Raw genomic sequence first — 13,478 nt, 5'->3', positions numbered from 1 at the left:
CATGTCAAATATATCATAATCTAACTGTATGACAAACGTTTTTTTGTATTTTTGCATCAAATTAACGAAAAACGAAAAAATGCAACGCGACGAACAAATTTTTGATCTTATCCAAGAGGAAAAAGAAAGACAAATTCACGGACTAGAGCTTATCGCTTCTGAAAACTTTGTAAGTGATGAAGTAATGCAGGCAGCAGGTTCTGTTTTAACGAATAAATATGCTGAAGGTTATCCTGGCAAAAGATATTACGGAGGCTGCGAAGTAGTTGACGTTATTGAGCAAATTGCAATTGACAGAGCTAAAGAATTATTTGGTGCTGAGTATGCAAACGTACAGCCTCACTCAGGTTCTCAGGCAAATACAGCTGTTTACCACGCTTGTTTGAATCCTGGTGATACTATTTTAGGTTTTGATTTATCTCACGGTGGTCACTTGACACACGGTTCTCCTGTAAACTTTTCAGGACGTTTATACCGTCCAGTTTTTTACGGTGTAGATGCTGAAACTGGACGTTTAGATTATGATAAAATTCAGGAAATTGCAACTAAAGAACAACCAAAATTAATCATTGCTGGAGCTTCTGCTTATTCTCGTGATATGGATTTTGAGCGTTTCAGACAAATTGCTGATAGTGTAGGAGCAATCTTATTTGCTGATATTTCTCACCCGGCTGGTCTTATTGCAAAAGGTTTATTGAATGATCCAATTCCACATTGTCATATTGTTTCTACAACAACGCACAAAACATTAAGAGGACCACGTGGAGGTTTGATCTTAATGGGTAAAGATTTCGAAAACCCACAAGGTTTAAAAACTCCAAAAGGAGAAATCAGAATGATGTCTTCATTATTAGATTTAGCTGTTTTCCCAGGAAATCAAGGTGGACCATTAATGCACATTATTGCAGCTAAAGCAGTAGCTTTTGGTGAAGCGCTTAAAGATGAGTTCTTTACTTATGCAATGCAATTACAAAAAAATGCAACTGCAATGGCTGATGCTTTCGTAAAAAGAGGTTACAACATTATCTCTGGCGGAACTGACAACCACATGATGCTTATTGACTTAAGAAATAAAAATATTTCTGGTAAAGAAGCTGAAAATGCATTAGTAAAAGCTGAAATTACTGTAAACAAAAACATGGTTCCTTTTGACGATAAATCACCATTTATCACGTCTGGAATTCGTGTTGGAACAGCTGCAATCACAACTCGTGGTTTAGTTGAAAAAGATATGGAAACTATCGTAGCTTTAATTGATAAAGTTCTTACAGATCATACAAATGAGGACGTTATTGAAGAAGTTGCTGAAGAAGTAAACGAATTAATGAGCGAAAGACCGATTTTTGCTTACTAAAAAATAGTTTCAAGTTTAAAGTTTCAAGTTTAAAGTTTTGGACCGTTCAAAAGACAGTTTAGAACTTTAAACTTTTTTCGTTCCTAAAAGAACCTTAAACCTTAAACCTGAAACCTGAAACAAAATAAACAAAAGAATATGGGCGTACTAAGATTACAATTGCCAACCGACCCAAGATGGGTAAATATTGTTGAGAAAAACATCGAAGAAATCTTGACAGATCACGCTTGGTGCGAGCAGAAAGCAGCAACAAATGCGATTACAATTATTACAAACAATTCTGAACATCAGGATTTAGTGAAAGATTTATTGGCTTTAGCCAAAGAAGAAATCGATCATTTTGAGCAAGTTCACAATATCATCATCAAACGCGGATTAAAATTAGGCCGTGAGCGTAAAGATGATTATGTAAACGAACTATATCAATACATGAAGAAAAGCGGTGACGGAAGCCGTGTTTCTGGTCTTGTAGAAAGATTATTGTTTTCAGCAATGATTGAAGCAAGAAGCTGTGAACGTTTTAAGGTTCTTTCTGAAAACATTAAAGATGAAGAATTGGCGGTTTTCTACAGAGAATTAATGGAAAGTGAAGCTGGACATTATACAACATTCATTACTTACGCTAGAAAATACGGCAAAGGAATCGATGTTGAAAAACGCTGGAGAGAATGGTTAGAATTTGAAGAATCTATCATTACCAATTACGGAAAAGGAGAAACGATTCACGGATAGTTTTTGACTTTGTTTGTTTTGTTTCAGGTTTCAGGTTTCAAGTTTGTCACGTTGAGCGAAGTCGAAACGCGTTCCAATTAGAAACTTTGTGAAACTAAAAAAAGCAATTTTGAGGAGGGCTTTCGCGAAAGAGAATCAATACTATAATTGTTCACAAGTTCATGTCTTTGTTAATCTAAAATCTAAAATCAGCAATCTAAAATTCCTATCTTTGAGAGTAACCAAAATCTCGAACGATGAGAATAGAAATGGACTTAAAATTAGGGTTTAAAGATGTAATGTTTAGACCAAAACGATCAACGCTCAAAAGCAGATCGGAAGTTTCTCTAGAACAAAACTTTAAATTTTTGCACAGCACGGCTTCTTGGACAGGAATTCCAATTATGGGTGCCAATATGGATACGGTTGGGACTTTTGAAATGGCTCAGGTTTTGGCTAAGGAAAAGCTTTTTACGGCCATTCATAAACATTATACTTTAGAAGAATGGAATAGTTTTCTGCAAAATGCAACTCCAGATTTCTACGATTATATTGCAGTTAGTACAGGAACAGGAAAAGAAGATTTTGAGAAAATTGGCCAAATTATTTCGGCAAATCCGTTATTAAAATTTATCTGCATAGATGTTGCAAATGGTTACTCAGAGCATTTCGTTCAGTTTTTAAAGAAAACCAGAAAACAATATCCCGATAAAATCATTATTGCCGGAAATGTAGTTACAGGAGAAATGACAGAAGAACTTCTATTAGCTGGCGCAGATATTGTAAAAGTCGGAATTGGTCCTGGCTCTGTTTGTACAACTCGTGTAAAAACAGGCGTAGGTTATCCGCAATTATCCGCAATTATTGAGTGCGCCGATGCAGCACACGGTTTAGGTGGTCATATTATCAGCGATGGAGGCTGTACGACTCCGGGCGATGTGGCCAAAGCTTTTGGTGCTGGCGCTGATTTCGTGATGTTGGGCGGAATGCTTGCAGGTCACTCAGAAAGCGGAGGTGAACTAATTGAAGTAAAAGGCGAAAAATTCAAACAATTTTACGGAATGAGTTCCAAAACCGCGATGGATAAACATTCTGGCGGTGTTGCAGAATATCGAGCCAGTGAAGGAAAAACAGTGCAAGTTCCGTTTAAAGGAGACGTGATTCACACTGTTTTAGATATTTTAGGTGGCATTAGAAGTACTTGTACTTATGTAGGAGCCTCAAGATTAAAAGAATTGACTAAACGAACGACTTTCATTCGCGTAAACGAACAAGAAAATCAAGTTTTTAAAAAATAAATATGATTAAGATTACCGAAGCATTTGTTGAAGATATTGCTAAAATTCAAGAAATCGCACACATAACATGGCCAATTACTTATGGCGAAATTCTAACCGCAGAACAATTAGATTATATGTTAGATCTAATTTATTCTGATGAAGCGTTATCAAGACAAATCCAGAATAAAGAACAGCTGTTTTATTTAATTTCAGATTCAGAATCTGTAATTGGATTTATCGGAATTGAACACAATTATAAAAACGAAGCTATAACTAAAATACATAAAATCTATCTTTTGCCAGAAACGCAAGGAAAAGGTTATGGTAAAATAGTGTTTGAAGAAATTGCAAAAATGGCTGCAGAAAACCATTCCAATGAACTTTTACTAAACGTAAACCGTTTTAATACAGCTTTAAATTTCTATAAAAAATTAGGTTTTGAGATTAAGGAAACGGTTGATATTGAAATCGGGAATGGGTATTTGATGCAAGATTTTGTGATGGGGAAGAAACTTTAAAAGTAATTTTTAAGTATTTTTGTCATTCCGAGGAACGAGGAATCTCCACAAGTAACTTGACAAAGATTGATGACATTCCATGCGGAGCTACTTGTAGAGATTCCTCGTTCCTCGGAATGACAAACTATACGTATTTTCTCTGTTAATTCACAATCAAATCATGTTTAAACAATAAACCTTTTACTTCATTCAAAGAAAAAACAGCTTTCTTTAGTTTCGTTTTAGAAGGATCAATAGTATAATTATAACTCGTTTTGAAATCAGTTTTGTTGGCGATGGCTTTGTCGAATTCTGAGCGGTATAAATCACAATTGTAGAAAACTACATTCGTAAGATCTGCGGCCATAAAATCTACGGCTATCAAACTACAATTGGTAAAAAATGTTCCTTTTAGTTTTAAAGTGTAAAATTTCGAAAAATCCAAAATGCAATCATTAAATTCGATTTCAAAAATTAATTTGTCACACATCGCAAAATTTACTTCCTTAATTTCGCAACGGTTAAATCTTGCTGTTCTGAAAGCAACATAATTTATCTTGGCTTCGCTGAAAATGCAGTCGTTAAAAACACAATCAATAAAAGTAACCGCTAAAAAAGTACAAGCCGAAAAATTACAATTATTAAAAACGCAACATTCAAAATCCTTGAAATTGAGATCATCTTTGGCGTAAATAATCGTATTGTATTCTTTGTCAAGAAAATATTCGCTTTCTTTTTTCAACTCTTTTTCGATAATTATTTGAGGCTGAAAAGGTAATAATTTGTGGCAAAATATTCGGTTTAAAATCATAAAACATTTTAAAAACCTATCTGCTTTCGCGTAAAAATAATGTAGCTTTACACTTATTTTTTTAAGATAAAACATATCAATTTTATTATATGGAAGCAACAAGAAAAGAGCATGATTTTTTAGGAGAATTAGAAATTCCTAATCATTTATACTACGGAATCCAAACTTTTAGAGCGGTAGAAAATTTCAATATTACCGGAATTCCAATCTCAAAAGAACCTTTGTTTATAAAAGCTTTGGGTTATGTAAAAAAAGCTGCGGCATTGGCAAACAAGGACTGTAATGCAATTGACTCTAAAATTGCCGAAGCGATTTGCTACGGAAGTGATCAGGTAATTTCGGGTAAATTTGATAAAGAATTTGTAAGCGATTTAATTCAAGGCGGAGCAGGAACTTCTGTAAATATGAATGCCAATGAAGTAATAGCAAACATCGGATTGGAATATTTAGGTCACAAAAAAGGAGAATATAATTTCCTTCATCCAAATAATCATGTAAATTGTTCTCAGTCAACGAACGATGCTTATCCATCAGCTTTTAGAATCGCGTTGTATTTAAAAATGGAAACCTTTATTAAAACTCTTGCGGGTTTAGAAGTTGCTTTTGCCAAAAAAGGCGAGGAGTTCAAAGAAGTTTTAAAAATGGGAAGAACGCAATTACAAGATGCTGTTCCGATGACTTTAGGACAGGAGTTCAAAGCTTATGCGACGACAATTGGCGAAGATATTCAACGCTTGAAAAATGCTCAGGAATTACTTTTGGAAATCAATATGGGCGCAACTGCCATTGGAACAAAAGTAAATGCTCCTGAAGGTTATCCTGAAATTTGTGTAAAATATTTGGCAGAGGAAGTAGGAATTCCGTTAACGCTTTCACCTGATTTAATTGAAGCTACAGTTGATACAGGCGCTTATGTTCAAATTATGGGAACTTTAAAGCGTTCTGCGGTTAAGATTTCGAAAATTTGTAACGACTTAAGATTATTGAGTTCTGGACCAAGAACTGGTTTAAATGAAATCAATCTTCCAGCACGCCAGCCAGGTTCATCGATTATGCCAGGAAAAGTGAATCCTGTAATTCCAGAAGTTGTAAATCAGACTTGTTTTTATGTAATTGGTCAGGATTTAACGGTTACTATGGCGGCAGAAGCGGGACAATTACAATTGAATGTTATGGAACCAGTTATTGCTTTTGCAATGTTTACTTCGCTTGACTATCTTTCAAATGCAATCCAGACTTTAATCGATAAATGTATAAACGGAATTACTGCAAACGTGGATCATTGTTATAATATGGTAATGAATAGCATCGGAATTGTAACGCAATTAAATCCAATTATAGGTTACGAAGAAAGTGCTAGTATTGCCGGAGAAGCTTTAAAAACAAATAAAAGTGTACATCAAATTGCTGTTTTAGAAAGAAAGCTGATTACACAGGAAAAGTGGGATGAAATCTATTCGCTAGAAAATTTGATCCATCCAAAATTTATCACAAAATAGATTTGTTATAAAAAATATCATCACAAGCCGTCATTTATCTGATGGCTTTTTTTATTTTATTTTTGTTGATATATTATCTTAAAATGTTGAAAATAAGCTATATATTTACATATGAATTGATTATTGCTTCAAAAAATTAAAACTTTCACATGGTAAAATTTTTAAAAAATAATTATTTTCAGAATAAATTTAAAATCTTATGGTTGCTCTTTTTCATTCAATTTAATTTGAATGCTCAAACTAAAATCGACAGTTCAAAGATTTGTCCTCCCAAAACAATATTAGAAATCTTCAAAAAAAAGGATTCAGTTTATGTTGTTAAACCTATAAAAAACAGTTTTTTTCTAGTCATTCCGGCAATTGGTTCTCAGCCTGCAACGGGATTTTTTTATGGCGCGGTGGCACAATATACTTTTAAAGGGAAAGAAAAAGCAGATAAATATTCTATCGCAAATGTTGGAATAACGTATACCACAAAAAAACAATGGCTGGTAAATGTCAAAAACAATATTTTGCTGAAAAACAACAAGATATTCTTGAGTGGCGATTATCGGTTATATATATTTTCGCAGCCCAATTATGGTTTAGGAACCAATATTATTCCGCCTCGACGAAATCAGGAATCGGGTTTCAGCATAGATTCTATTGCACAACCAATGGATTATAATTATTTCAAATTTCATCAATCCGTTTCTTTTCAGGTTCGACCAAATTTTTATGTTGGTGGCGGTATTAATATCGATTGGTATTCTAGTATTGTTGATAAAAATCTTGATGTTGCAAATGGAAATTTGACTTATCACTATAATTACAGCCAACAATACGGATTTAATGATAAAGAATATTTTTTGAACGGAATGAGTCTTAATTTGGTTTATGATTCAAGAGATAATCAGGTAAATGCAAGTCATGGATGGTTTGCTAATATCAATTACCGTTTTAATCCTGTTTTGTTTGATAATCAGGAAGTAAGTAATGTTTTGTATGCTGAGTATCGAAACTTTATTCCGGTATCTCAAAAAGATAAAAGATACATTTTGGCACTTTGGACATATGGACAATTTGTTACGAAAGGAAAAGTTCCGTATTTGAATTTACCTGCAATTGGCTGGGATCAGCGCAGCCGAAGCGGAGAAGGGTATACGCAGGGATTATTTAGAGGAACAAATTTGGTTTATCTGGCAACCGAATTTAGGTTTCCGATTACTTGTAATCAAATGTTCAGCGGCACTGTTTTTACAAACTTCGTAACAACAAGCAATCCGGATACCAATACCAAGCTTTTTGAATACGTACAGCCCGCTTTTGGTTTCGGACTTCGAATTTTAATTGACAAAGCAACAAGAACCAATCTTATTGCTGATTTGGCTTGGGGAAACAATTCAAAAGGCTTTTATTTGAATGCAGGCGAAACTTTCTAGTAATTTTCTGGACTGTCAGGCTTTGAGGGCCAATAACTTTATAAAGCACACAGATGACGCGGATTGGACAGATTTTCACTGGTATCAATATAAGAATCCGTTTCCATCGGTTTAAATCTGTGTCATCTGTGTCCCATTTTCCAAAGCAGTTCAAGTAAAAGCATAAAGTTCCTGTTCATAAATAAATCATAATTTTTAACTATTCTGATTTACATTTTTAATGTCAATCCCTATTTTTGTTGTATATCCAAATTTAAATGAAGTTACTAATAGTCGAAGACGAACCAAATCTTTTATCGATTTTACGAAAAGGATTTGCGGAAAACAATAACGAAGTAAGTGTGGCACTCGATGGCAAAACGGCTATCGAAATGATTCACAATTACCATTTCGATGTTATCGTTTTAGATGTAATGCTTCCGGATATTAACGGAATCGAAATTTGCAGAAGACTTCGTGCCAGCAAAAATTTTGTGCCAATTTTGCTTTTGACGGCCTTAGGAACTTCAGAAAACATTGTTACAGGACTAAATGCAGGTGCAGATGATTATCTTGTAAAGCCTTTTAAATTTGGTGAACTCGATGCCCGAGTAAATGCTTTGCATAGAAGAGCAAATCAGGATACAGAAAGAATCGATAAAATCATAATTGGTGATTTAGAAATTGACGGAAAAGCCAAATCTGTAAAAAGAGATGGAGAAGCAATTGTTTTGACTGCTAAAGAGTTTAAATTATTGTATTATTTAGCCAGAAATGCCGGCAGAATTGTTTCTCGTGATCAAATTCTGGATAATGTCTGGGATATTAATTTTGATATGAACACAAATGTTGTAGATGTTTATATCAATTATTTACGAAAGAAAATTGATAAACCTTATAAAATCAAACTGATTCATACTATGAAAGGTTTAGGTTATGTTATACAGCTATAAAATGGATATAAGAAAAAAAATTACGTTCAATTATGTAGCTTTATCGACCTTTAGTACGTTATTGTTATGTATTATCGTTTTTGTTTTATTTAGAGAAAATAACCGTTATCACTTTTTAAAAAGATTAGAAGATCGTGCTAAAATCGTGGCTTCGATTCATTTTCAAAAAGATCCCGAAAAAATAAAATACTACAGCAATCTAAAAAAAAATGGGCTGGAAGAACTTATTGAAGAAGAAGAATATGTTCTTAAAATAAACAGTGCCAATAGTTTTGATTATAATACAAAACTGAATTTACCTAACGAGTTTTATACCAATATTCTAAATACCGGAAAAGATTATTTTGAAATTAATAGCAAGTATTATTTAGGTCAGGTTTTTACTGAGGACAATCAAAAATACATTGTTATTGTTGGTGCAAGAGATCGAAGAGGAAAAACAACGAGTATTTATATTATAAAAATTTTACTTTTTGGTGGTATCGGATTTGTGCTTTTGGCTTTCTTTTTAGGTCGTTTTTTAGCAAAAAGAGTTATTGATCCTGTAGCGAGAATTACAAAAGAAGTAAACCGAATCAGTGCGTCAAACCTTCATAATAGATTGCCTGAGGTCAAAAATTCAGATGAAATTTCAGATCTGACACATACTTTTAATGATATGCTCGATAGACTTGAAACTTCGTTTGAGATTCAGGCCAATTTCATAAATAATGCTTCACACGAATTAAAAACCCCGATTACGACTATTATTGCTGAGGCGGAAATTATGCTTTTGAAAGAAAGAGAAGTTTCAGAATATATTCAGTCTCTTGAAAATATTTACAGCCAGGCATCAAGATTAGGAAATTTAACCGAAAGTTTGCTGAAACTGACTCAAACGGGCTACGATGGGAAAAAACAGGTTTTGGATATTGCAAGAATTGATGAACTCTTATTGGATGTAAAATCTGATTTGGATAAAATTTATCCAGATAATCGCGTGAGCATCAAACTTAATTTTGCACCAAAAGATTCTAATTTGCTTTTAATTCCGTGCAACAAACCGCTTTTAGAATTGGCAATAAATAATATTATTACCAACGGTGTAAAATATTCTGATAATAATGAAGTATTTGTAACGCTTTCGGCTAATAAGGAATCGATTAAAATTGCGATCAATGATATCGGAATCGGAATTCCTCCAGAAGATATTCCGCATTTATATGAACCTTTTTTCAGAGGAAAAATTGCAACTAAATATATTGGCTATGGTTTAGGACTTCCTTTGGCATCAAAAATCATTCGAATGCACGATGGCGAAATCCAGGTACAGTCTGAACAAAATAAAGGAACAATCGTTACCATTATTTTCAATAAATCAAAAATCAAAAAAAACAACATTAAAAATTCTAATGTTGAATCTTAGAAAATTCTAATTTAAGATTAATACCCTTCTAATTTACAGGGAGTTATTTTGTACGTATAAACTAAACGATTATACTTATGAAAAATATCCTTATACCCACTACTTTAAAAAATGATACAATTTGCGCAGTAAAATCTGCCGTAAATCAAAGCAAAGATTCGGCTTGTGAAATCATTTTATTGATGGTTGCCGAAACTCCGGACTCCTTTTCTTCTTCATTTTATTTGCGCGAAATGAAAACCGGACTGACCATCAGTCAGGAAGAAGTTTTGGAAACTTGCAGATATATAGTAGAGCATACGCCAAACTGCAAAATAAAAGTACACAACCAATACGGACTTTCATCTCCAATTTTCAAACGTGTTATTGAGCATTTCTCTGTAAAATTAGTTATTCTGACTAATTCTTATAAACAGGAAACAAAACGTATTCACCAATATTTGATTCAATTAGCTGGAAATCAAAAATGTCCAATTCTACATTTAGGAAATGAGAACTTAAAAGAAGATTTCACAAAAGCACTTTATATTGAAAATGGCAGAGCCAATATGCATGTTAAAGATGTGCAGCAATTTTTAAATGAGAATTTCTCATATGAAATTGTAAGCCAGACTTCTAAAATTGATGATGATTACGAAAATCTTGCTCCGTATTTATCTGAAGCAATTTCAAAATATGAAATCGATTTGTTAGTTGAAACGCGAAAAGGCGAGAAAATCAAATTCAAAAAAAAGAAAAAAGAAAACATCAATGAAAAACTCGGACTTCCGGTTCTTTCATTGTATGAAGAGATGGCGTAAAAAGTGATTAGTTCTTAGTAATTAGTGAATAGCGATAAAACATGACTTTTAAGATTGTTTATTCACCCTAAAAGACTAATCACTAAGGACTAATTACTAATCACTAAAAAGAAGAAAACATTAATTTAAAACCGAAAATATGTTATTAAAGAAAAGAATACCAATGAAGTACGTTCTCGGGAAAATTAAAGTAGAAATTGTACTTGTGTTAGCGTACACGATTTTATTCGAGATTTTTCATTACTATTTCATCAATTTGCCCGTAGATATTCCGATTGCAATTCCAACGATGATTGGAACGATAATATCATTATTGTTGGCTTTTAAATCAAATCAAGCTTATGACAGATGGTGGGAAGCCCGAATTGTTTGGGGTGCAATTGTAAATGATTCCAGAACATTGATTCGCCAGGTTTTGACATTTTATAAAGATCCTGATTTTTCTGTTGAAGCAAGCGAATTCAAAGAAAATTTCGCAAAAAGACAAATTGCTTGGTGTTATAGCTTAGGGCAGGCGCTTCGAAATAAAGATGCCGTAAAACCGCTCGAAGGCTTGATGAGTGATGAAGAAATCAGATATATCAAAAATCACCAAAACATTCCGAATGCGATTTTAATGTTGCACGGAAGAGATTTACGAAATGCTAAAAATGATAAGCGATTTAATACATACCAGCAAGTTGAAATCGACAATACTTTATCGCGATTATGTGATCACATGGGTAAATGCGAAAGAATTAAAAACACGATTTTCCCGACTACTTATAGTATGTACATCAGATTGACCCTGTGTTTATTTATTCTGTTATTGCCGTTTGGATTAACGAGTGTATTAAGCTGGTTTGCAATTCCGTTGATTACAGCAATTGGCGCGGCGTTCTTTTTGATAGAAAGAATGGCAATTCATTTGCAGGATCCGTTTGAAAACAGGCCTACAGATACTCCGGTAACTGCAATTGCAAATACAATTGAAAAAAATATTAAGCAAATGCTGAACGAATACCAAAGTGAATTTGATATTCTGAAAGAATTTGATTTAAATGAAGTACCTAAAAAGGCAGATAAAAATGCCTATTATGTTTTATAAAATAATTGACTTGGTTTCTCAATTTGTTCCAGGCAGCGTTTTAATTAGTGGCGCTGTCTGGTTTTTTTATTTTTTTTTTTAATGTAATCTCACAGTTTTGTCATTCCGAGGAACGAGGAATCTCCACAAGAAACTCCGTCTAGAAATTCGCCAATCTTTGTCGAGCTACTCGCGGAGATTCCTCGTTCCTCGGAATGACAAACTAGACGCGGACTATTGATGTCTTATAATTGTTTTGCTAATCTTCCCAATATCTGAATAGAAGTTCGCAATTCATTTGTCCAAGGAAGACCAAAACTCAAGCGCATACAATTTGAAAATTGATCCTGAAAAGAGAAAATTCTTCCTGGTGCAATGCTGATATTGTGTTTCATAGCCAAATGATAAAAGGCCGCTGTATCTATTTTTCTATCCAATTCAACCCAAAGAAAAAATCCACCTTGAGGCTGGCTGACTTTTGTTCCAGCTGGAAAGGATTCCAAAACCGTATTGATGTAATTATTGCAGTTTTGATTTAAAATCTGGCGTATTTTTCTCAGATGATTCTCATAACGGCCATTTTTCAGGAAATCACCAACAACTTCGTGCGTAATCGTAGTTGCAGAAATGGTGTGATACAATTTAGTGCGCAGAATTTCTTTTTTGAATTTTCCGGGAGAAACCCAGCCAACGCGATAGCCTGGCGCCAATGTTTTAGAAACCGAACTACAGCAAAGCACAATACCGCTTTCGTCATAGGTTTTGCAGTTTGTAGGTCGGCTTGCGCCAAAGTACAAATCGCCGTGAATATCATCTTCAATTAATGGGACATTATAAAAGTCCATTAAACGCACAATTTCTTTTTTATGTTCGGCAGGCATCATACTTCCAGACGGATTACTGAAGTTGCTCATTAAAACACATGCTTTTACTTTGTTAGTTTTTAGTGTTTTTTTTACAGCTTCCAGTTCAATTCCGGTTGTCATATTGGTTGGAAGTTCCATTACATACAAACCTAAAGATCTAGCCAATTGAAGAATACCAAAATAAACCGGACTTTCAGTAATAATGGTATCACCGGGTTTTGTCAGCGTTAACAAACAATCAGAAATGGCTGATATACAGCCGGGAGTTGTAATAATATCATCTTCAGTCAAAGAACCGCCCCAAGTAAATGACCAACGCGCAATTTCTTTTCTCAGATTGCTGTTTCCCTGAATTTCCTCATAACTTGTCCCGCTGTTTGGCAATTGACGCATTGCCTGAACCATTCCTTTATTCAATTTTGCAATTGGTAAAAGTTCATTTGAAGGAAAACCAAGCGAAAGCATCGTAACATCTTTCACTCTCATGTCGCCATAAACCAAATCAAGCAAATCTTCGCGATCGATATTTTCAACTTTTAATATTGGCTTGCTAGCAGAAGGTTCTGCAATAACTCTGGCAGAAACATTGCTCACATAATAGCCAGATTGCGGACGCGATTCAATCAGTGACCTGCTCTCGACTTCATAATAAGCTTTGCTGACTGTACTCATGCTATAGCCAGTTTCGGCACAAACTTCTCTTATCGACGGCAATTTGTCGCCAACGTTTAAAAGACCAGATTTTATCTGCTTTTCAATAACATCTGCAAACTGTAAATACAAGTAATTGGAATTTTTCATAAAAATAAACTGTTGCGTTGCAATTTACAAAAACT

General features: G+C 34.0%; 12 protein-coding genes. 10 read left to right on the top strand and 2 right to left on the bottom strand.

All coding sequences use genetic code 11. From position 1 onward, the window contains the following. Positions 1–79 precede the first annotated feature (79 nt). The 4 genes from glyA (at position 80) to GQ47_RS03455 (ending at position 3,863) form a co-directional block, all read left to right on the top strand. Positions 80–1,354 carry a serine hydroxymethyltransferase gene (glyA, locus tag GQ47_RS03470; RefSeq protein ID WP_035645209.1) on the top strand — a complete coding sequence of 425 codons (1,275 nt, stop codon included), beginning with the start codon at positions 80–82 and terminating at the stop codon, positions 1,352–1,354. A 138-nt stretch (positions 1,355–1,492) separates the two neighbouring features. Beyond that, positions 1,493–2,086 (top strand): MiaE family protein, encoded by a 594-nt coding sequence (locus GQ47_RS03465; protein WP_035644826.1) that lies wholly within the window; start codon positions 1,493–1,495, stop codon positions 2,084–2,086. A gap of 236 nt (positions 2,087–2,322) precedes the next feature. Beyond that, positions 2,323–3,363 (top strand): GMP reductase, encoded by a 1,041-nt coding sequence (locus GQ47_RS03460; protein WP_035644823.1) that lies wholly within the window; start codon positions 2,323–2,325, stop codon positions 3,361–3,363. Positions 3,364–3,365: 2 nt separating this feature from the next. Next, complete coding sequence (locus tag GQ47_RS03455) at positions 3,366–3,863, top strand: GNAT family N-acetyltransferase (protein WP_035644820.1); 498 nt, start codon at positions 3,366–3,368, stop codon at positions 3,861–3,863. Positions 3,864–4,005: 142 nt separating this feature from the next. On the opposite strand, the gene GQ47_RS03450 is transcribed toward GQ47_RS03455, so the two are convergent. Next, complete coding sequence (locus GQ47_RS03450; protein ID WP_035645207.1) at positions 4,006–4,584, bottom strand: pentapeptide repeat-containing protein; 579 nt, start codon at positions 4,582–4,584, stop codon at positions 4,006–4,008. 158 nt (positions 4,585–4,742) lie between these two features. On the opposite strand from GQ47_RS03450, the gene aspA reads away from it, so the two are divergent. The 6 genes from aspA to GQ47_RS03420 all read left to right on the top strand — a co-directional run bounded on the left by aspA (position 4,743) and on the right by GQ47_RS03420 (position 11,797). Then, complete coding sequence (aspA, locus tag GQ47_RS03445) at positions 4,743–6,152, top strand: aspartate ammonia-lyase (protein WP_035644817.1); 1,410 nt, start codon at positions 4,743–4,745, stop codon at positions 6,150–6,152. 149 nt (positions 6,153–6,301) lie between these two features. Then, complete coding sequence (locus GQ47_RS03440) at positions 6,302–7,573, top strand: BamA/TamA family outer membrane protein (protein ID WP_035644814.1); 1,272 nt, start codon at positions 6,302–6,304, stop codon at positions 7,571–7,573. Positions 7,574–7,830: 257 nt separating this feature from the next. Next, positions 7,831–8,505: a response regulator transcription factor gene (locus tag GQ47_RS03435; protein WP_035644811.1), complete on the top strand. Its 675-nt coding sequence runs from the start codon at positions 7,831–7,833 to the stop codon at positions 8,503–8,505. 1 nt (position 8,506) lies between these two features. Further along, entirely contained in the window at positions 8,507–9,910 is a 1,404-nt protein-coding gene (locus tag GQ47_RS03430; RefSeq protein ID WP_035645204.1) for a sensor histidine kinase, read from the top strand. Positions 9,911–9,987: 77 nt separating this feature from the next. Then, positions 9,988–10,710 carry an adenine nucleotide alpha hydrolase family protein gene (locus GQ47_RS03425; RefSeq protein ID WP_035644808.1) on the top strand — a complete coding sequence of 241 codons (723 nt, stop codon included), beginning with the start codon at positions 9,988–9,990 and terminating at the stop codon, positions 10,708–10,710. 139 nt (positions 10,711–10,849) lie between these two features. Continuing rightward, positions 10,850–11,797, top strand: a complete 948-nt coding sequence (locus tag GQ47_RS03420) for a bestrophin family protein (protein ID WP_035644804.1) — start codon at positions 10,850–10,852, stop codon at positions 11,795–11,797. Positions 11,798–12,021: 224 nt separating this feature from the next. On the opposite strand, the gene GQ47_RS03415 is transcribed toward GQ47_RS03420, so the two are convergent. Then, positions 12,022–13,443 (bottom strand): aminotransferase-like domain-containing protein, encoded by a 1,422-nt coding sequence (locus GQ47_RS03415; RefSeq protein ID WP_035644801.1) that lies wholly within the window; start codon positions 13,441–13,443, stop codon positions 12,022–12,024. Between the last annotated feature and the right edge of the window lie 35 nt (positions 13,444–13,478).

Source organism: Flavobacterium sp. ASV13 (assembly GCF_000745775.1).
In the GTDB taxonomy this organism is placed as follows: domain Bacteria; phylum Bacteroidota; class Bacteroidia; order Flavobacteriales; family Flavobacteriaceae; genus Flavobacterium.
Note: the sequence above shows the minus strand (reverse complement) of the source record. Positions and strands in the feature narration are given on the sequence as shown.

Excerpts from the sequence above, each read along its gene's own strand:
- GQ47_RS03430 (WP_035645204.1), top strand. The coding sequence starts at position 8,507 with ATGGATATAAGAAAAAAAATTACGTTCAATTATGTAGCTTTATCGACC.
- aspA (WP_035644817.1), top strand. The coding sequence starts at position 4,743 with ATGGAAGCAACAAGAAAAGAGCATGATTTTTTAGGAGAATTAGAAATT.
- GQ47_RS03455 (WP_035644820.1), top strand. The coding sequence starts at position 3,366 with ATGATTAAGATTACCGAAGCATTTGTTGAAGATATTGCTAAAATTCAA.
- GQ47_RS03425 (WP_035644808.1), top strand. The coding sequence starts at position 9,988 with ATGAAAAATATCCTTATACCCACTACTTTAAAAAATGATACAATTTGC.
- GQ47_RS03460 (WP_035644823.1), top strand. The coding sequence starts at position 2,323 with ATGAGAATAGAAATGGACTTAAAATTAGGGTTTAAAGATGTAATGTTT.
- glyA (WP_035645209.1), top strand. The coding sequence starts at position 80 with ATGCAACGCGACGAACAAATTTTTGATCTTATCCAAGAGGAAAAAGAA.
- GQ47_RS03440 (WP_035644814.1), top strand. The coding sequence starts at position 6,302 with ATGGTAAAATTTTTAAAAAATAATTATTTTCAGAATAAATTTAAAATC.
- GQ47_RS03415 (WP_035644801.1), bottom strand. The coding sequence starts at position 13,443 with ATGAAAAATTCCAATTACTTGTATTTACAGTTTGCAGATGTTATTGAA.
- GQ47_RS03465 (WP_035644826.1), top strand. The coding sequence starts at position 1,493 with ATGGGCGTACTAAGATTACAATTGCCAACCGACCCAAGATGGGTAAAT.
- GQ47_RS03435 (WP_035644811.1), top strand. The coding sequence starts at position 7,831 with ATGAAGTTACTAATAGTCGAAGACGAACCAAATCTTTTATCGATTTTA.
- GQ47_RS03420 (WP_035644804.1), top strand. The coding sequence starts at position 10,850 with ATGTTATTAAAGAAAAGAATACCAATGAAGTACGTTCTCGGGAAAATT.